Origin of the sequence: Sphingobacterium micropteri, assembly GCF_014692515.1 — a bacterium.
In the GTDB taxonomy this organism is placed as follows: domain Bacteria; phylum Bacteroidota; class Bacteroidia; order Sphingobacteriales; family Sphingobacteriaceae; genus Sphingobacterium; species Sphingobacterium micropteri.
In genome coordinates, this window is record NZ_JACOIK010000005.1 from 128263 (window position 1) to 148013 (window position 19751).

General features: G+C 41.4%; 21 protein-coding genes. 11 read left to right on the plus strand and 10 right to left on the minus strand.

The window, feature by feature from the left end:
• The first annotated feature begins 7 nt into the window (after positions 1–7).
• The 3 genes from ftsA (at position 8) to H8B06_RS08270 (ending at position 4452) form a co-directional block, all read left to right on the plus strand.
• The gene (ftsA, locus tag H8B06_RS08260; protein WP_190993810.1) at positions 8–1366 is read left to right on the plus strand and encodes a cell division protein FtsA; all 1359 of its coding nucleotides are present in this window, start codon (positions 8–10) and stop codon (positions 1364–1366) included.
• 142 nt (positions 1367–1508) lie between these two features.
• Positions 1509–3218 carry a cell division protein FtsZ gene (gene ftsZ, locus H8B06_RS08265; protein WP_190993811.1) on the plus strand — a complete coding sequence of 570 codons (1710 nt, stop codon included), beginning with the start codon at positions 1509–1511 and terminating at the stop codon, positions 3216–3218.
• Between the two features lie 91 nt (positions 3219–3309).
• Positions 3310–4452, plus strand: coding sequence for a sugar phosphate isomerase/epimerase family protein (locus H8B06_RS08270; protein ID WP_190993812.1), 1143 nt, complete (start codon positions 3310–3312; stop codon positions 4450–4452).
• Positions 4453–4487: 35 nt separating this feature from the next.
• On the opposite strand, the gene H8B06_RS08275 is transcribed toward H8B06_RS08270, so the two are convergent.
• Positions 4488–5129, minus strand: coding sequence for a response regulator transcription factor (locus H8B06_RS08275; protein WP_130141331.1), 642 nt, complete (start codon positions 5127–5129; stop codon positions 4488–4490).
• 208 nt (positions 5130–5337) lie between these two features.
• On the opposite strand from H8B06_RS08275, the gene mscL reads away from it, so the two are divergent.
• From mscL to tsaB, 5 genes are all read left to right on the plus strand, one after another.
• Entirely contained in the window at positions 5338–5745 is a 408-nt protein-coding gene (gene mscL, locus H8B06_RS08280) for a large-conductance mechanosensitive channel protein MscL (protein WP_130141330.1), read from the plus strand.
• Positions 5746–5844: 99 nt separating this feature from the next.
• On the plus strand, positions 5845–6003 hold the full coding sequence (rpmH, locus tag H8B06_RS08285) for a 50S ribosomal protein L34 (protein ID WP_130141329.1): 159 nt from the start codon (positions 5845–5847) through the stop codon (positions 6001–6003).
• Positions 6004–6054: 51 nt separating this feature from the next.
• Entirely contained in the window at positions 6055–6465 is a 411-nt protein-coding gene (locus H8B06_RS08290; protein ID WP_190993813.1) for a ribonuclease P protein component, read from the plus strand.
• Positions 6428–6682: a membrane protein insertion efficiency factor YidD gene (gene yidD, locus H8B06_RS08295; protein WP_190993814.1), complete on the plus strand. Its 255-nt coding sequence runs from the start codon at positions 6428–6430 to the stop codon at positions 6680–6682. The genes H8B06_RS08290 and yidD overlap by 38 nt, the downstream gene beginning before the upstream one ends.
• 5 nt (positions 6683–6687) lie before the next feature.
• The gene (gene tsaB, locus H8B06_RS08300; RefSeq protein ID WP_190993815.1) at positions 6688–7389 is read left to right on the plus strand and encodes a tRNA (adenosine(37)-N6)-threonylcarbamoyltransferase complex dimerization subunit type 1 TsaB; all 702 of its coding nucleotides are present in this window, start codon (positions 6688–6690) and stop codon (positions 7387–7389) included.
• Here tsaB and H8B06_RS08305 read toward each other — a convergent pair whose 3' ends face one another.
• Complete coding sequence (locus H8B06_RS08305) at positions 7390–8292, minus strand: CorA family divalent cation transporter (protein WP_190993816.1); 903 nt, start codon at positions 8290–8292, stop codon at positions 7390–7392.
• A 79-nt stretch (positions 8293–8371) separates the two neighbouring features.
• Positions 8372–8992, minus strand: coding sequence for an OmpH family outer membrane protein (locus H8B06_RS08310; protein WP_190993817.1), 621 nt, complete (start codon positions 8990–8992; stop codon positions 8372–8374).
• A gap of 223 nt (positions 8993–9215) precedes the next feature.
• Here H8B06_RS08310 and gyrB point away from each other — a divergent pair, with 223 nt between their 5' ends.
• Positions 9216–11174, plus strand: coding sequence for a DNA topoisomerase (ATP-hydrolyzing) subunit B (gyrB, locus tag H8B06_RS08315; protein ID WP_190993818.1), 1959 nt, complete (start codon positions 9216–9218; stop codon positions 11172–11174).
• 57 nt (positions 11175–11231) lie between these two features.
• Here gyrB and H8B06_RS08320 read toward each other — a convergent pair whose 3' ends face one another.
• From H8B06_RS08320 to H8B06_RS08340, 5 genes are all read right to left on the minus strand, one after another.
• Positions 11232–11678, minus strand: coding sequence for a sensor histidine kinase (locus H8B06_RS08320; RefSeq protein ID WP_223857546.1), 447 nt, complete (start codon positions 11676–11678; stop codon positions 11232–11234).
• A 92-nt stretch (positions 11679–11770) separates the two neighbouring features.
• Positions 11771–13705, minus strand: coding sequence for a 30S ribosomal protein S1 (rpsA, locus tag H8B06_RS08325; protein WP_190993820.1), 1935 nt, complete (start codon positions 13703–13705; stop codon positions 11771–11773).
• A gap of 76 nt (positions 13706–13781) precedes the next feature.
• On the minus strand, positions 13782–14186 hold the full coding sequence (locus H8B06_RS08330; protein WP_190993821.1) for an acyl-CoA thioesterase: 405 nt from the start codon (positions 14184–14186) through the stop codon (positions 13782–13784).
• 10 nt (positions 14187–14196) lie between these two features.
• On the minus strand, positions 14197–15240 hold the full coding sequence (gene mltG, locus H8B06_RS08335) for an endolytic transglycosylase MltG (RefSeq protein ID WP_190993822.1): 1044 nt from the start codon (positions 15238–15240) through the stop codon (positions 14197–14199).
• A gap of 5 nt (positions 15241–15245) precedes the next feature.
• The gene (locus H8B06_RS08340; protein ID WP_190993823.1) at positions 15246–16001 is read right to left on the minus strand and encodes a PASTA domain-containing protein; all 756 of its coding nucleotides are present in this window, start codon (positions 15999–16001) and stop codon (positions 15246–15248) included.
• Positions 16002–16147: 146 nt separating this feature from the next.
• On the opposite strand from H8B06_RS08340, the gene H8B06_RS08345 reads away from it, so the two are divergent.
• Positions 16148–17170 (plus strand): D-alanine--D-alanine ligase family protein, encoded by a 1023-nt coding sequence (locus H8B06_RS08345; protein ID WP_190993824.1) that lies wholly within the window; start codon positions 16148–16150, stop codon positions 17168–17170.
• Here H8B06_RS08345 and H8B06_RS08350 read toward each other — a convergent pair.
• Complete coding sequence (locus H8B06_RS08350) at positions 17139–17636, minus strand: dihydrofolate reductase (protein ID WP_190993825.1); 498 nt, start codon at positions 17634–17636, stop codon at positions 17139–17141. The two genes, H8B06_RS08345 and H8B06_RS08350, sit on opposite strands and share 32 nt — an antisense overlap.
• 59 nt (positions 17637–17695) lie before the next feature.
• Positions 17696–18517, minus strand: coding sequence for a thymidylate synthase (locus tag H8B06_RS08355; RefSeq protein ID WP_190993826.1), 822 nt, complete (start codon positions 18515–18517; stop codon positions 17696–17698).
• A gap of 276 nt (positions 18518–18793) precedes the next feature.
• On the opposite strand from H8B06_RS08355, the gene H8B06_RS08360 reads away from it, so the two are divergent.
• Positions 18794–19717, plus strand: coding sequence for an alpha/beta hydrolase (locus H8B06_RS08360; protein ID WP_190993827.1), 924 nt, complete (start codon positions 18794–18796; stop codon positions 19715–19717).
• The last annotated feature ends 34 nt before the right edge of the window (positions 19718–19751 follow it).

The following is a 19751-nucleotide window of genomic DNA, read 5'->3' on the forward strand; positions in this document are numbered from 1 at the left end:
ACAGCATATGAAGCCAAGATTAGCAGAAAACGAAAAAGATAGTCCAATCATCGTAGGATTGGATATCGGAACAACGAAGATTTGCGTTACGGTGGGTCGTCGTAGCGGAGCCAATAAGATTGAGCTTTTGGGGGTAGGGAAAGCCGAATCTTCCGGTGTGAACCGCGGCGTGGTCGCGAACATCCAAAGAACGGTTAGTAGCATACGGGATGCGGTATCGATAGCGGAGTCCCAATCCAATGTGGATATCAAAGTGGTCAACGTAGGGATTGCCGGTCAGCATATCAAAAGCATTCAACATCGCGGTATCCTAACCAAACGTGACTACGATGAAGTGACCCGTATTGACGTGGAGCAATTAATTTCTGATATGTATAAGTTGGTGCTTCCTCCGGGCGAGGAAATTATCCATGTATTACCACAGGAATTTACCATTGATAATGAACCGGGTATTAAAGAGCCAATCGGTATGGCCGGACGCCGGGTAGAAGCTAATTTTCACATTATTTCGGGACGTGTGACTGATATAAATAATATCAAGCGTTGTGTGGATAATTCGGACTTAGAAATTTCTTTCCTGGTGTTAGAGCCTCTGGCATCATCTGAAGCTGTGTTGGATGACGAGGAGAAAACTGCTGGTGTCGTGTTAGTTGATATCGGTGGTGGTACGACAGATGTTGCTATTTTTCACGAAGGTATTATTCGCCATACAGCGGTTATTCCATTAGGAGGGAATATTGTAACGGAAGATATTAAACAAGGTTGCTCGGTATTGCGTAATCAGGCGGAACAGCTAAAAGTTCGTTATGGATCTGCTTTGGCTGATGAGAATAAAGATAATGAGGTGATCTGCGTGCCAGGTATACGTGGACGTGAGGCTAAAGAAATCTCTGTGAAAAACTTAGCTTATATTATTCAGGCGAGGATGGAGGAGATTATTGAGCACGTGTACTACGAGATCAAGTCGTCCGGCTATGAAGATAAATTGATTGCTGGTATTGTCATCACAGGAGGGGGCGCTCAATTGAAACATTTGGTCCAATTAGTAGAGTATATCACTGGGATTGACTGTAGAATCGGCTATCCTAATGAATATTTGGCAAAAACAGAAATGTTGAATAAGCAAGCATTGGAGGAATTGAAAAGCCCGATGTATGCGACCTCCATTGGCTTGTTGATTAAAGGTGTGCAAGCTATGGAAGAAGCGGAAGCTACAGAACATGAAGAGGTCTCCAAAAAAGGAGGGAAAGTGAAAGATATCGCGGAAGAAAAGAATAAAAAGGAAAGTTGGTTTTCCAAGCTATTATCCGATTTTATTAAGGACGATACGGGAATTGATGATGACACATTTATTGGGAGAAAGTAAGTGAGTTTTCCACATCAGGTCTTTTTTCCACAAATTCACAAATGTGGAAAACTGTTGTGAGGAATTCGGTATTATTACATTTGAATTGTTGAACCTATCGGGGATTTCTAAGTGGTTTAGCAAGAGTTAAATAGGGTATTTTATGTCGATACAATTTGAAATGTTAAAGGAACAATCATCAATAATTAAGGTTATTGGTGTTGGTGGTGGCGGGGGCAATGCCGTAAACCACATGTACAAGCAAGGGATTAGCGGTGTAGACTTTATCGTTTGCAATACGGATGCGCAGGCACTGGAGTTGAGTCCTATTCCGAACAAGGTACAGTTAGGCGCGAGCTTAACGGAAGGAATGGGTGCAGGTGCGGATCCTGACGTAGGTGAAAATTCAGCTATTGAAAGTATTGAAGATATCAAGCGTATGCTGGGTACCAATACCAAAATGCTTTTCATTACGGCAGGTATGGGCGGTGGTACCGGTACCGGGGCAAGCCCGGTATTGGCAAAAGCTGCAAAGGAGCTTGGTATTTTAACGGTCGCTATTGTAACTACTCCTTTTACATTTGAAGGTAAACGACGTCGCGCGCAGGCGGAAGAGGGTATGGGAGAGCTACGTAAATATGTAGACTCTTACTTGGTTATCTCGAATGATCGTTTGCGGGAGATATTTGGTAACCTTACCATGCAGGCGGCTTTCGCGAAGGCGGATGATATTTTGACAACAGCGGCGAAAGGTATAGCCGAAATTATTACCATCCCAGGCTACGTGAACGTGGATTTTAAAGATGTGCGTACCGTTATGAATGATAGTGGTGTGGCCATCATGGGGAATGGAATATCTACCGGTGAAAATCGTGCTATTGAAGCTGTAACAGGCGCATTGGCATCACCGTTATTGAAAGATAACGAAATTGAAGGTGCACGCTACATTCTACTGAATATTACCTCCGGAAAAAATGAAGTGACGATGGATGAAGTTGCTATTGTTACCGATTATATCCAGGAGAAAGCAGGCTTATCTGCGGATCTTATTTGGGGTAATTGTATCGATGAGAATTTGGACGACGAGTTGTCGGTAACCATCATTGCCACAGGTTTCCAGACAGCGGAAGAGCGTGTCAAAGAAAAAGAAAAGGAAAAAGTTGCTTTGCCCTTAACCCCGGAACCTACAGCCAAACAGTTTGTAAAACCTGTTGTCCAAAATCAATTTATAAAGAAAGAAGAGCCTGCTGATACACAACAGCCTTACATTAAACCTCCACAAGATACAACGGATAAGACGCTTTCTTTTGGGACACCTACTACACCACAAGGGGACTTATTTACCTCCCCAAAGCCGATTCATGTTGCGGTGGCGAAAAAAGAAGAACCGGAAGTAATCCGCCATACGTTGAGTTTGGAAGAGCCGGAGCAAGAGGAAGCCGCTGAAGAATCAGGTTTTGAGCTGAAGACTTCTCCTTCTGTGTTTGAGTTTAAGTTGCCATCGGTATTCGATGTGTATAATAAAGAAGCACAAGGTGTGGAAGAAACGGAAAAAGCGGAGAATATAAATACAGTAAGAGAAGAGCCTGTAGCGCAAGCAGAACCGGCATCGGAGAAGGAAATTGATTTTGAAGACCAATTGATGAAAACGAAAGAACGCATACTGCGTTTGAAAGAGCTCAGCATGAAGCTGAAATCGAGCAATGGTTTGCAAGAATTGGAGAATGAGCCGGCTTATAAGCGTAGACAAAAATCGTTAGAAGATGTGCCCCATTCTTCGCAATCGCAGGTGTCGCGGTTTACCTTGTCATTTGATGATGGAGAGACCGAGATTCGACCGAACAATTCGTTTCTACACGACAATGTTGATTAATCATGGAGGTCAAAATACACTTAAAAGGACAGCAAAAATGCTGTCTTTTTTATTTATATTTACCCAAACAAAAATTAAAATCTAGACGTATATGTTGGCTAAACTAAATAATCCCATATGGGTGATGAGCTCTGCGTATGATAAATTGTCTTTGGACGAATTAATAGCTACTTCCAAAGAAGTGGGGGCGCAGGGGATCGATTTATGTGTATTCAGAAAAGATGGGACACGTGAAGATCATACCGCTACACATTTGGATTACGAAAGCTTTTCGCCGGAGGACGCTAAACGCCTTGTGGAGAAGTTTAATGTGGCAGAATTGAGTTTGTCTTTAGGCGCGTTTGAAAATATGATCGGAGGTGACCCAGAACAACGGGTCAAAAATCAAAACCACCTATTGCGTCTTATTCGAATAGCGCATCTCTTAGGAGGAGATAGAAATGATGTGAAAGTGGGAACATTTGTAGGGTACAACCATGATCTTGGAAATGAAATCGATGGATTCCAGAAAAATTTAGAGGAATATAAACGGGTATTCGAACCGATTGTAAAATATGCGGAAGACCTCGGTGTTACCATTGTATACGAAAACTGTCCGATGGAAGGTTGGCGTTCTGCTCGTTATACCTCTACGTATAATAATCTGCCGGCTGTATTGGCCGCACGGAAATTAATGTATGCATTAATCCCAAGCAAGGCACATGGAGAAATATATGATCCTTCACATGATATTTGGCAGAATGTAGATCCGGTAGAGGTAATGGAGCAAATGGATATCGACCGGTTAAAACGCATTCACGTAAAAACGACCCGTAATTTAAAGACGAAGGCTCGTGTGGAGTGGGGCGGAATGTATCCTATGCAACATGTAGATGTTTCTTTGGCAGAGCAAGCAGGGATTACTATTCCGCAACACGATTGGGACCGTCATCATTATGAAGCTATGCTTCCGGGATTTGGTGGGACAGATCACATGGACTGGAATGATTTTGTTGCAGTCTTGCATCGGCGAGGATTTGACGGGCCTTTTGAAATTGAAAATGAAGCGAAGAACTCGAAGGATACGGGCAATCTTGCTGCAACTAATCAAGGATTCGCAAATTGTATTCGTTTCCTATCGCCGCTATTGTGGGAGTTGGATAGTGAAAAAGGATATGTTTTTCAGCGTAGAAGTTACTTGGAAGAACCAACCGAAAAAGATATTCCGGAGGTCACCATAGCAGAACTGAGATAAAAAAGAGAGGTTGTTTTTTCAACAACCTCTCTTTTTTACGCTTCACTATGCAGGTTGAACAGTTCAATAAGCTCGGGGATATTCCCCACATTTAATTTCTCGAAAACACGACTCTTGTAAGTGCTCACTGTGGAAGAGCTTAATTCCATCAGTTTGGCAACCTCCAAAATACCGAGACCTTTGGTAAGATGTTTCGCGACGTCCATTTCGCGATTGGATAATTTATGTAACGGGTTCCCTTTGTCAAAAGAGGATTTACTCGACGTGAGTTTCTGTATGTAAAGCTCCTTCACAGCTTCGGACATGTACTTTCCGCGTGTCATAATGTTCTCTATGGCATTTTTAAGCTCGGACATCGCGGTTGTCTTATTAATATAGCCGCAAGCACCTGCATTGATATACCGCAGCGCATAGATACTTTCCTCATACGATGAGAAAACTAATATTTTCACCTGATGCTGGATATCTAATAATTCCTTGATAACTTTAATATTATTGCCGCCAGGCATATTAATATCCAGCAGGAGTAAGTCAAAAGATTCTTTGTGCAAAAAATCATACACCTCATCGTATGTCTGTGCCTGTTGAATGTCTGCTTCGGGAATGCACTCCTTAATAATCATGGAAGCGCCTAGTCTTACAATGCTATGGTCGTCCGCTATTAATATTCTCTTCATTTACGGGTTGCTTATGCTGGTGTTTTTGTAAGTTCGATATGCGATGTACTTGTCTGCTATGACGGAACAAATATAATTAAGTAAATGATATAAAAAAAGTCTACCTCATATCCATGATTTATGTGCGTGTTAAAAATATTACGAAATTCTTGAATATTGTAGATTTAATTGTCATTTTTGATTATTCATTGTTTTTAAATTTAAAATTATGGGATTTCTAAAAGAATTTAAGGAATTTGCCATGCGCGGAAGCGTCATCGACCTCGCAGTCGGTGTGGTAATCGGAGGTGCTTTTGGTAAAATTGTTACTTCCATGGTGGATGATATTATCATGCCGCCTATTGGCTACATTACAGGTGGGGTGGATTTCAGCAACATGAAGTATGTTATCACGGAAGCGAACGAGGCTGCTGGCACGACGGAAGTTGCTATTACGTATGGTAATTTTATTAATGTTATTATTCAGTTCCTGATTATTGCGTTTTGTATCTTTTTGGTAATCAAGGGAATTAATTCTTTGAAACGCAAGGAAGAAGCAGCTCCAGCCGCACCAGCCGCACCATCTAAAGAAGAGGTGTTGTTGACCGAGATTCGTGATATACTAAGGAGTAAATAGTTTTGGTAAAATTTGCTTCTTTTCTAAAATAACAGTACTTTTGCATTCCCTTGTATAGGGAGGGATTGATTTAGATATAAAAACAAGCATAATAGCGTCATGAAAAGAACATTTCAGCCTTCGTTAAGAAAAAGAAGAAATAAGCACGGTTTCCGTGAGCGTATGAGTACAGCTAACGGCAGAAGAGTATTGGCTGCTCGTAGAGCTAAAGGAAGAAAACGTCTTTCTGTATCAGACGAATACCGTCACAAAGGGTAATAAATACAGGTCGGTGGCTCCTGCGGGCTTGTGTTTCGGCAAATAGTCACAATGAGCTATACATTTACGAAGGAAGAACGATTATGCAGTAAAAGACTTATTGAAAGTCTTTTCCGTAATGGTTCTTCTTTTGTTGTTTATCCTTACCGTGTTGTATGGCTGTATACCTCACCTATACAACAAAATATTATTCCTGCGCAATGTATAATCTCCGTTTCTAAACGTCGCTTTCGAAAAGCGGTAGATCGGAATGCGCTCAAACGTCGGATAAGAGAGGCTTATCGCCTGCAAAAATCAGATTTATATAAGTTTCTTCAAGAACATTCCCTACATTTGTTGGTGGCATTCCAATATGTGGGAAAGGAAAAGGAACCCTATGCAATGCTCTATCAACGTATGGGAAAGGTATTAGCCAAGCTGAAAGATGAGCATATTCAAATTCTTATGGGAAAAACTGATTAAAAAGCCACTACAGTGGTTTTTCGTAGTTATCATCCGTTTTTATCAGCTTTTCATTTCACCATTTTTAGGGGCCAATTGTCGGTATACGCCAACCTGTTCGCAATATGGTAAGGAAGCTATCCTGAAATACGGCCCTTTTAAAGGAGGGTATCTGGCGATTCGACGAATATTGAGATGTCATCCTTGCGGAGGGCATGGACATGATCCTGTTCCATAAAGTCTATGATAGAGAATACGTATATTTTACAAATAGAAACAGCAACACCGGTATGCTCTGTCGCTATCGGGAAAAATGGAAAAACAATAGCCACGGTAGAAGCTGACGGACCTAATTTACATGCGAGCAACCTAACCTTGTTCATTGAGGAGGTATTGGAAAGGGCAGCCATCACCAGGAGTGATCTGCACGCGGTAGCCATAAGCAAAGGCCCTGGTTCCTATACCGGTCTCCGAATCGGTGTTTCAACCGCTAAAGGACTATGTTACGCCTTGGATATTCCATTAATTGCCGTTAATACGCTGGAAGCGATGGTTTCTGGATTTGTTTCCCGGCAGAATGGGAGCGTGTTTACACGTATATTAGTGCCGATGATCGATGCTCGTCGGATGGAAGTATACATGGCCAAATACAATGCGCAGTTGGAATGTATAGCAGAGACGGCAGCTCGTATTATCGATGAAAGCTCTTTTTCCGAAGGGGGTGAAAATACAGGCTATGTTCTTTTTGGAAGTGGGGCAGATAAACTGGAAACGCTTTTTCAAGGTCAGGAGATGGTTCAGGTGGAGGTAGGATTTCGTAATGCGGCCTCGTTTTTTGATATATTAGCTTTTCAAAAATTCCAACAAGTTGCTTTTGAGGATATTATTTATTTTGAACCTTACTACCTGAAGGACTTTATTGCTACTACGCCCAAAAAACGTTAATTACAACCATCTACGCTTTTTGAACCAATAATAAATGAGTGCGGCGAGAACTGCCATCGCTAAGATGACCGCCGGATAACCGTAATACCATTCTAGTTCGGGCATATTTTTGAAGTTCATGCCATACACGCCTACGATGAATGTAAGCGGCATGAAAAAAACCGATATGATGGTCAAGGTACGCATAATATCATTGGTGTGATTAGATTCTATATTGAAATAAACAGAGAGAAGCTGTGCTGTATTTTCGGAGATGTTGCGATATAAGGTGGACGAGCGGGCATAAATATCTTTTAAGTCCTGTGTATAAATGTTTTTGAATGCCGACAGGTGGAAGAAATCCACGATATCCTTGTAAAGTGTTAATATAATGCGGATAAGATCGATTTGACGTTTAATGTAATAAAGCTGACGTAGGAAGTCCTTTTTCCGTCTGTTTAAAAACACCATCTCTTCATAGCTGTCCAGCTGCGTATTTAGTTTGTTGATAACTAAATTTTCAAAAGTCTTCAGTGCCTCCGAGGTAAGATGATTGATAAAAAGTTTGCTGGAACTGAGTTTATTAAACGGAAAGTTGTCAGCGAGTTTTTCCAGATATTCGATATTTCCGCGATGGACAGTAATCACAAACTTGTCGCTAAAAAATACCGATATGCGTTCCGTAATTTCAGTTAGGGTATCGGAGAAATTGTCAAACCTTGCGGGAATAGAGCGGATAATGAGAAAATGGTAATTTTCGAATTCTTCTATCTTCGGTAGCTGGCCGATCTGCAGACAATCTTTAATCGAGGCTTCGTGTAATTGATATTTGGATCTAAGTGTTTCGAAATCTTCAAGTGTAGGCTCGGATATATCAATCCAATCAAAGGAAGCGTTGGTAGAATCTAAGATGGTGCGTACCATAGTGAGATAACAATATATTCGAGAAATCACAAAAACAAATAAGGCTATTCCAAGAATAGCCTTATTTGTTTGAATTTTCTTATTTCTTTTCTTTGGCTTTTTTGTCTTGATATTCCTTATTCAAGGCAGCTACCACTTCGGTGGTAATATCTTTTTTCTTTTCTGCATACAACACCGTAGGATTGGAAACGGAGTACGTTAATACCAACTCATAACCTTTTTCTTCGGCATGTTTTTTCAAATACTCCGAGATCGTATTATATACATTGTTGAATTCAGTTGATTCATCCTGTGCAATAGATGCGGATGCATTTTGGTCTAGGCGTCCCAGTTCATCTTGTTTACGGGCTAGTCTTTCTTCTGTTGCCTGACGGTCAGAAGCGCTCATGGTAGCTGCTTTCTGTTGATATTCGGCTACCTCACGCTGGAAGGCCTGGCCTTTACTTTGTAAATCACTCTGTGCCTTTTTTACCTTCGCTTCGAGTTTACTTCTAATGTCTTTATAGTATTCGTATTTTTCGGATAAAGTATCAGCGTTTATATAAACGATTTTCTCTCCTTCGTTGGCAGCCGCAACGGATGCACTAGAATCAGTTTCAGGTGCAGTTCCGGTGCTTGCATTTTGGTTACAGGAAGCTACGGCCAGAATGGCCACCAATCCTAAAGATACGTTTGATACTGTTTTAAATAGTTTATTCATTCTAATATAGTTTTCAGAAAACAAACCTAAGATAAAAAATCAAATTTTAGAAGTTCTTTGTTATTTCTTAGCAAATTATACGCTAAAAAGTGGTGTATTTACGAATATTTTAGGGTTATCCATCATTTGAATACGGAGCTATCGCACGTATATTATCTCTTGATTTTTAGGGAAAAAAATCGTATTTTTGAATGTTTAACGATACTCATTTTAAATTAATTTCATGAGCGAAGAAAATAAGAATTCATCAACGTACTCGGCGGATAATATTCAGGTGTTAGAAGGTCTGGAAGCAGTACGTAAGAGACCTTCCATGTACATTGGCGATACAGGTGTTAAAGGTTTGCACCATTTAGTTTATGAGGTGGTTGACAACTCTATTGACGAAGCTGTAGCAGGGTATTGTTCGGATATTGTCGTTACGATTCACAGCGACAATTCAATTTCTGTTAAGGATAACGGACGTGGTATCCCGACCGGTATTAACAAGAAAGAGAACAAATCGGCTTTGGAATTGGTGATGACGGTGTTGCATGCTGGTGGTAAATTTGATAAAGATACCTATAAAGTATCTGGTGGTTTGCATGGGGTGGGGGTTTCTTGTGTGAACGCGCTATCTACCCATTTATCTGCTGTCGTGCACCGGGAGGGGAAGGTTTTTCAGCAAGAATATGAAAAGGGTAAGCCTTTGTATAATGTGAAGGAAATTGGCGAAAGTGATATCACCGGAACCATAGTCACTTTCCGTCCAGATTCCGAAATTTTCACGATGACGACCACGTACAACTATGATACGTTGGCAAATCGTTTGCGTGAATTAGCGTTCCTGAATAAGGGTGTACGCTTATCGTTAATAGATGAACGGGAGATCAATGAAGATGGCTCGCGTAAGTCGGATGAGTTTTTTTCGGAAGGTGGCCTACGTGAATTTGTGAAATTCCTGGATGGTACCCGCCAACCGCTTATTCCCGAACCTATTTATGTCGAAGGAATTAAGCAAGGTGTGCCCGTAGAGCTTGCTTTGCAATATAATGATACTTATTCGGAAAATGTGCACTCCTACGTTAACAATATCAACACCATTGAGGGTGGTACACATGTGGCTGGTTTTCGTCGTGGATTGACGCGTACGCTAAAAGCGTATGCCGATAAATCCGGTTTGTTGAAAAACCTCAAAGTTGACATTACGGGGGATGACTTCCGTGAAGGATTAACGGCTGTCGTATCGGTTAAAGTTGCCGAGCCGCAGTTTGAAGGGCAGACCAAAACCAAATTGGGTAATAATGAGGTGATGGGTGCAGTGGATATGGCCGTAGGGGAGATCTTGGGCATCTACTTGGAAGAAAACCCCAAAGAGGCAAAGACCATTGTACAGAAAGTTATCATTGCCGCTCAAGCTCGTGCTGCTGCACGCAAAGCACGTGAACTTGTGCAGCGAAAAACAGTGATGGGAGGTTCTGGACTTCCGGGGAAATTAGCAGATTGTTCGGATAGCGATCCTGCAACATGCGAGATTTTCTTTGTCGAGGGAGATTCTGCGGGTGGAACGGCGAAGCAAGGTCGTAACCGTCGTTTTCAGGCCATTATGCCGTTGAGAGGTAAGATTCTGAATGTGGAGAAAGCCATGGAACATAAGATTTATGAAAACGAGGAAATAAAAAATATGTTTACGGCGCTGGGTGTAAGCGTAGGAACGGCAGAAGACTCCAAAGCGTTGAATACGGATAAACTGCGTTACCATAAAATTATTATCATGACGGATGCCGATGTCGATGGTTCGCACATTGCTACGTTGATTTTGACTTTCTATTTCCGTTATATGAAAGAGTTGATAGAGAAGGGGTACGTATATATTGCAACGCCACCGCTTTATCAGGTTAAGAAAGGGAAGGAGTTTGAATACGCATGGAACGAGGATCAACGTTTGGCTGCTATTCAACGTTTGAAAGGTGCAGGAAAGGAGGATTCCGTCCATGTACAGCGTTATAAAGGTCTAGGAGAGATGAACGCCGAGCAGTTATGGCAAACTACCATGGATCCCGACCAACGTACGCTACGTCAGGTGACTATCGAGAATGCTGCGGAGTGTGATCGTATTTTCTCCATGTTAATGGGGGATGAGGTTGCGCCACGGCGAGAATTTATCGAACGAAATGCAAAATATGCGAAGATAGACGTATAACGAAATGATGTTATCAAGACAGTCCCGACTTATCATAAGTCGGGATTTTTTTTGATTTTATATTAGCTTTTGTTCAATCGCCATTTTGACCAATACGGCTGTACCTTGACCCGACGAATAGATATTCATCTTGCCTTGGAAGGCATCCACACGTTGTCGTACATTCTGTAGCCCCATGCCTTCGGTGACCTGTTCTTGGTCAAACCCGATCCCGTCATCTTGTACCGTGAAGGATATGCGGTTTTCCTCCTGCACCAATTGTACATTGATATGACTTGGTTGGGCGTGTTTGAGCGCATTATTGACCAGTTCGTGGATACAACGATAGATCATGATCTCCATTTTTTCCGACAGGCGGGTTTCATTACCAAAATAATGAAAGTCGGCGATGGGGATCGCCGCACAGAAATCAGTTAGGGAAGCCTTTAAGCCGTAACGTAGCAACGACTCGGGCATCATATGGTGTGCTACACGACGCAGTTCCTGTATGGAATCGTCGAGCATACCAATGGCTTTTTGAAAACGGGATACATCAATGCAAAAAAAGCCCCGATTGATTTCCAATCGGGGCTTTGAAGTATACAGATAACCTAAAATTATTTAGATTTCTTTTCGTCACCTTCCATTTGCTGTTTCAATTGTGCAAGAACGTCTAAGTCACCTAATGTAGATTTCTCAACAGAGTCTTTTACTTTTTTCACAGCTGAATTAGCAGCTTTTGCTTCTTTTTTGCGATTATTGAATTCTTCAATACGAGCTTCTGCTTTTTGGTCTTCCCAGATACGAGAGTGGGATATCACTAAGCGTTTGTTCTCTTTGTTAAATTCAATAATTTTGAATTCCGCAACTTCATCTACTTTCAATGGGTTACCGTCTTCTTTGATAGAGTGTTTGTTCGGACAGAAGCCTTCAACACCATATTGTAATGCAACGATATCACCTTTGTCGCCAACTTTGATTACAGTACCTTCGTGAACAGAACCTTCTGTAAAGATCGTTTCAAATGTATCCCAAGGGTTTTCTTCCAATTGTTTGTGTCCCAAAGAAAGCTTACGGTTTTCTTCATCAAGTTCCAGAACAACAACCTCTAATGTTTCACCTACTTTAGTAAATTCGTTAGGGTGGTTGATTTTCTTAGACCAAGAAAGATCCGAGATATGGATTAAGCCATCGATACCATCTTCTAGCTCTACAAATACACCAAAGTTGGTCATATTTTTAACAACTGCAGACTGCTTAGACCCGATTGGGTAACGCTCTGTGATGTTTTTCCAAGGATCAGGTGTCAATTGTTTGATACCTAAGCTCATTTTACGCTCTTCACGGTCTAACGTTAAGATTTCCGCTTCGATTTCATCCCCTACTTTTAAGAATTCTTGTGGAGAACGTAAGTTTTGAGACCAAGACATTTCCGATACGTGAATTAAGCCTTCTACACCAGGGATAATTTCAAGGAATGCGCCGTAGTCTGCTACGGTAACAATTTTTCCTTTTACTTTAGAACCTACTGCTAGTTCCGTATCTAAAGACTCCCAAGGGTGCTCTGATAGTTGTTTAAGACCTAAAGCGATACGTTTTTTCTCATCGTCAAAATCTAATACAACCACGTTGATTGTTTGGTCTAAAGCCAATACTTCTTTCGGATGCTCAATGCGGCCCCAAGAAATATCTGTAATGTGAAGTAAACCATCAACACCACCTAGATCGATGAATACACCGAAATCTGTAATGTTTTTAACAGTACCTTCCAATACTTGTCCTTTTTCTAATTTAGCAACGATTTCAGATTTTTGGTTTTCTAAGTCGTCCTCAATTAATACTTTGTGTGATACAACAACGTTTTTAAACTCATGGTTAATTTTAACCACTTTAAATTCCATAGTTTTACCTACGTATACGTCGTAATCACGGATAGGTTTGATGTCGATTTGTGAACCAGGTAAGAAAGCTTCTACACCTTTAATGTCTACAATTAAACCACCTTTTGTACGAGATTTAACGAAACCATCGATAATTGCATCGTTTTCCAATGCCTCGTTGATAGCTTCCCAAGATTTTTGTGTTTTAGCACGTTTGCGTGATAATACAAGCTGACCGTTTGCATCCTCTTGAGATTCTACAAACACATCTACTTTATCACCAACTTTCAAGTCAGGTAAGTCGCGGAACTCCGATGATGCTACAAGGCCGTCTGATTTGAAACCTACGTTCAATACAACATCTTTGTTGTTGATCGAAACCACAGTACCTTCAATAATTTCACCTTGGTTGATTTGATTGAACGTTCCAGCGTATTGCTCTTCTAATTTAGCACGCTCTGTGTCGCTGTAGTTACCGAACGCTTTTTCATCTAAATCCCAGTCAAAGTCACCTTCAGGTGTACTCCAAGTGGTAGATTTGATGTCTTCGATTAATTTTGAATCTGCTTCAGACTCGATTTGTTCAGTGTCTTTCACTACTTTAGTGTCAGCACCTTGTAGCTCTGCGTTTTTCGCCGCTAACTCTTTTTCTGCTTCTTGTTTTTTTGCCATTAATTATTAATTCTCCTTTTCCTTGCGTTGCAAGGACTGCAAAGATACGAAAAACTTTTATTTACAATAGATTATATTAAAAAAAAGACGCCATCTTTTCTTGGAAAATTTGAGGAGCGCGACAAGGTTTATTCTTTTTCATATCGACAAATACAAGTTGTGTATAGCCTGTATTCAGCAACACACCATTTTGGTTGTATATTTCATAGTCAAATTGAATACGCACCAGCGGTTTTTCTTTAATAGTGGTTTTAATCGTTATCAAGTCATCGTACCGGGCGGGTTGATAATATTTACAGACCAAATCGGTAACAGGTAGCATAACACCGATATCCTCTAATTCCTTATAGGAAATCCCTGTGCTGCGCAGCATTTCCGTACGGGCAACTTCATAGAATGATGCATAATTTCCATAATACACATACCCCATTTGGTCGGTCTCTGCATAGCGTATACGTAGCGTGGTTTCGTGTGTAAACATTTTGTTCCTCCTATCGCATAATATTCCGTTCCGTCAATGCGCGCTGAAACTTTCGTGCATTTACTAAATGTTCGGCCTGTGTTCTCGCAAAATTATGGTAACCGGAAAAATCATCTTTGGCACACATATAAATGTAATCATGTTTTTTATGGTTAAGGACAGCGTCTATAGATGCAATGCTGGGAAGCATAATCGGTCCCGGAGGCAGTCCGCCATATCGATATGTGTTGTAGGGATTGTCGATGGTGAGATGCCTGTTGAGTACACGTCTAATTGTAAAGTCGTTGTTCGCGAAGATGACGGTAGGATCTGCTTGTAATAACATCCCTTTTTCCAGACGATTGAGGTAGAGTCCTGCAATATCTGGCATCTCATCGGTATGCAATGCCTCTCCCTTTACAATAGAAGCGAGGATACTCACTTCCTGTGGTGTTAAACCAATAGCCGCTGCTTTTTCTTTACGTTCGGGCGTCCAAAATTTGTTGTATTCGTCGTGAAAACGTGCAATAATTTTGTTGGGTGCGGTATTCCAATAAACCTCGTAAGTGTTCGGAACAAACATGGTGAAGAAATTTTCCGAAGTAAATCCGTATGACTCGGCGACCTCTTCATTACCGAGGATTTCGATAAAAGCCGTGGAGTCCGCTTCGAAATTTTTTCCGAGCAAGGCGGCGAAGTTTTCTTTGAGACGGATGTTTTCAAACCTAAACTTGACCGCTTCTTGATAGCCTCCCCTAAGATTTCCGATTAAACGCCTGTTAGACATGCCTTCGGTAAGTTTGTAGCGTCCCGGCTTTACATTGCCTGGATATTCCATTGCATCCGCGATATAGCGAAAAAATGTTGGATTCTTTACGATTTGTTGTTCGGTCACCGTGTGTAGTACATCTTCAAAAGTATCGTTTGTCTTGATATACAGATATTCCTGCTTATCGGTGACACTTGGCCCCATAAAAGCCTGATAACCTATCCATGCCGCTACAGCTCCTACAAAGAATAACAACAGGAGTACAATGCCAAATACCTTCCGAAAACGTTTTTTTTTCGCTGCCATGTTTTTTAGTTCGCTAACGTTACATTCACCGCACTACCCATGCTGATAAACCCTGCGGTGGTATCCGGTTGTTGAGAAACGATGGTACTGGATAATGAATCTGTTATCACACCAGAATACGTGATATTGCCTAAGCTTAATCCCACTCCTGAAAGTGCAAATCGTGCTTCACGTAATGATAAACCGATGAGATTGGGCACTTCGATATCATCTGCCCCTTGCCCGTTACCGAGCACAAGGGTTATCTGGGAACCTTTCGGGATAAGTCGTCCGGCTTTCAGCGGCTGCCCCCCAAATTTAACATCTAGTACGACGTCTCGTGCGATATCTGCGATATAGACAGTGTCCGCGATTTTAAGCGATTGATTTCTCAAAATAGCAGAGGCCTCTATAAACGTTTTGTCAATGATATCGGGGAAGGCAACTTCAGGTGGTGTTTCGGTGATGATGGTTAAATAGATTGTCCTTCCCGTTTTTACCTGTGATTTTGGGTCTGGATCTTGCTCCATGACAAGTCCCGGTTTTGCATCCATCTGGTATACATAATCAATCGAATATTCTAAATCGGCTTTCTCTAATGTTTGAATGGCATCATCGATATGTAATCCCTTTACCTGCGGTACTTCAATCGAAACCCCATGCTTCGTATACCATTGAAGTCCGAAATAAATGCCTAAAAATAAGAGTGCGAGTGCAATCAGCGCTCCAATTAAATTTTTTCTAAACGTATCCGTTCTTAGATACAGTAATAATTTCGACATGTGTTGTTCCTAATATAATAAAGCACATCTATATCATGCGCGAACATGCAATATAATAGACAAAATTATTCTTTTTTCCCCGTAACACAAGTTATATTTGCGTTCGTTTAACATTAATTTGCAATTACCCTCTAACAAAAATAAAAATGAAAAAAAAAATAGCTTTAATTACCGGGGGGTATACGGGAGAGGCAGAGGTTTCTTTCAAGAGTGCCGCATTTGTACAGGCGCAGCTCGACAAAGAAAAATATGAGGTATATCCGATAACGATTACGTTGGAGGCTTGGTTCTACGTAACAGAAGCTGGTATTAAGATTTCGGTAAGCAGAGAGGATTTTTCGTTGGATATTGATGGACACATCGTTACATTTGATGTCGCTTTTATCATCTTGCACGGTTCGCCGGGGGAGGATGGCCGATTGCAGGGCTATTTTGATATGATTGGACTGCCTTATACCTCCTGTGATGCTTTGACGTCAGCATTAACGATGAACAAAGGCTACACGAAAGCTATTGTAAGAGATATCCAAGGTCTTTATGTGGCGAACTCTGTATTGTTATTTGAGACACATCGAAGTGAGGCGGTGGATATCGTAGAACACAACCTGACCTTACCCCTATTTGTAAAACCCAATGCGGGTGGAAGCAGCATAGGAATGTCTAAAGTGAAAGCGTTGTCTGACTTACAGGTTGCATTGGATAAGGCTTTTGATGCGGCGAATACAGGTGCGCAAGTCCTTGTTGAGGAATTTGTAACAGGCCGTGAATTTTCGCAAGGTATCTTTCGAAATACGGAAGGGGAGTTGATTGTATTGCCTGCTACTGAAGTTCGTACGACACGTGAGTTTTTCGATTTCGAAGCGAAGTATGTGGCCGGCTTAACGGAAGAAATCACGCCTGCTGACTTAACGGACGAGCAGCACAGGCGAGCGTCCGGGATTATTCGGGATATCTATGTCCGTCTGAATTGCAAAGGGATGGTGCGTGTGGATTTCTTTTTAGAAACTGGTACGGATAAATTTTACTTTATTGAAATCAACACCATTCCCGGCCAGACAGCACAGAGTTTTATTCCACAGCAGGTTCGCGCATTGGGTATGAAAGAGGGTGATTTTTACGCAGAATTAATTGAGGCAGCTATATCGCCCGCTCCCAAACTTCAAAAGTAAAATCATAGGCGTGACGTTCATCTTTCGGGTGCTTATCTTCACTGACTTTTTTCCACGCTGTTTGAGGGAGCTCCGGAAAATAGGCGTCGCCGTTCAAGGTGGTATGTACCCGTGTTAATAACACTTTTTGCGCAAGTGGAAGTGCCTGTTGATAAATCTTGGCACCACCAATGATGAAGATTTCTCTTTCATCCCGACAATATGTTAGTACCTCATCTAGTGAGTTCGCCACATCAATGTCTTCCGTGGACCAATTCAAATCTCTTGTCAGGACAATGTTACGGCGTTGTGGCAACGGTTTGCCTATGGATTCATATGTTTTTCGACCCATGACGATCGAATGGTTTAAGGTGTGGTGTTTGAAATATTTAAAATCATCCGGTAGATGCCACAGCATCTGATTGTTTTCACCAATGGCATTGTTCTCTGCCGCAGCTACAATTAATGTTATTTTTAGATTGTTCATGTTATTTAGTGATCAGTGACTAGTAACCAGTGATCAGTAACTCTATAGTTACTCATTACTCATACGGCAACAGGTGCCTTGATATGGGGGTGAAACTGATAATTCTCCAGTTCAAAATCTTCAAACTTAAAATCGAAAATATGGTGCACATCTGGATTTATTTTCATCGTTGGCAGTGATTTAGGTTCTCTGCTCAACTGCAGTTCCGTTTGCTCAAAATGATTGCTGTATATATGGGCGTCTCCCAATGTATGTATAAAATCGCCTGCTTCCATATCGCATACCTGGGCAACCATCATGGTCAGCAAAGCGTAGGAAGCAATATTGAAAGGTACGCCTAGGAAAATATCTGCGCTCCGCTGGTAAAGTTGGCAAGAAAGCTGTGGCTTCAATATACCCTTTTCAGGTTGAGCAGGTGCAACATAAAATTGGAAAAAAGCGTGACAAGGCGGCAGTGCCATGTTTTCTATTTCTGCAACATTCCATGCAGACACGATAATCCTACGAGAATCGGGAGATTTTTTAAGCTGCTCCAAAACTTGCGCTATTTGGTCGATATGACGGCCGTCCGGTGTTGGCCAAGAGCGCCATTGTGAACCGTATACAGGGCCTAAATTACCATTTTCATCCGCCCATTCATCCCAAATGCTTACCCCATTTTCTTTTAAATACTGGATATTCGTATCGCCTTTTAAAAACCAGATCAGCTCGTGTATAATAGAACGAAGATGTAATTTTTTGGTGGTCACCAACGGAAAGCCGTCTTTTAGGTTGAAGCGCATCTGGTAACCGAAGACACTGCGCGTCCCTGTACCCGTACGATCGGTTTTATCAACCCCGTTTTCATAAACATGCTTCAATAAATTCAAATATTGTTTCATATGTATACAATTATTTATAATTGTAAGTATTCATTTATATAAATGAGCTCGTTACACTCGGTTTGTCTTTTAAAGGCCATATGGAATATCCAGATTGTTTTCAATTCGGGTTTGTGCTCCGTATTCATGGATATTTCATAAAAGAAATGCCTAAAAAGTGCAGCTACGAAGATACTTGTTTCTATGTATATGACAAAAAATAAAACGTCACGAATAATATCTTGGTGGCGCGATTCTTGAGACTTATGTACTAACCAGTATAAAAAAGGAGGATTCATGTTGTGGAAATTATGTAGGAAAGTAACATTGTTGTTCCTGATCATCGCAATGGTTGCTTGCGAAAAAGAACCCAGCGAGCAGGAAAAATATGAGGTAGAGGTGTTGACGAACATCTCTTACGGAAATCATGCACGTCAGAAGATGGATTTGTACCTGCCAAAAGGAAGATCTTCGGTCAATACAAATGTGATCGTCGTCATCCACGGCGGAGGGTTCGTGGCGGGGGATAAATCCTATTTCAGCGAAGTGTCAACGAAACTAGCCGAAAAAGGCTTTGCCGTTGTGAATATGAACTATCGCTTCGTAGATATCACAGGGCTCCTGGATAATCCTCCAAAACATCAACCAAGCGCGATTACCATCCATCATCAATTGGAAGATGTGCACGAGGCTATTCAGGTGGGTTTAGCCAGAAGTGAAGAATTGGCTATTAGCAACAGCAAGTGGTATATTGCTGGACACAGTGCGGGCGCCACATTGGCCATGCTTTATGCCTATGGAAAAAACAATGAAGATGGTTTGGTAAAAGCGGTGGCAAATTGGGCAGGTGTAACAACGTTTGCTTTTAATGACGAATCCGAAGTCGATCAGCTTGACCCTCGGTTTCGCGAATTATTTTTCCGATTGATTGGGGCAGAAGCCACAAATGAAAATAAATTGGCTTATATGGCCGCAAGTCCATATTGGGTGGCTCACAACAATGGTGGAATACCCACCATTAACATCAAGCCGAACGATAATACCATCGGTGATTTACCCGATGTAAGTGAAATACAATATAAAGAACTGACAGATTTGCTGGACGCAAGAGGGATTGCAAGCCAGTATGTATTAGTTTCGGGGGCGTCACATGGATTCAGCGAACCTGGAAAATGGGACGAAGTACTGGTGAATACACTCACATTTTTCAACGAACGTTAGCCGTATAATAAAACCTAGAAGCATTCGCGTATAA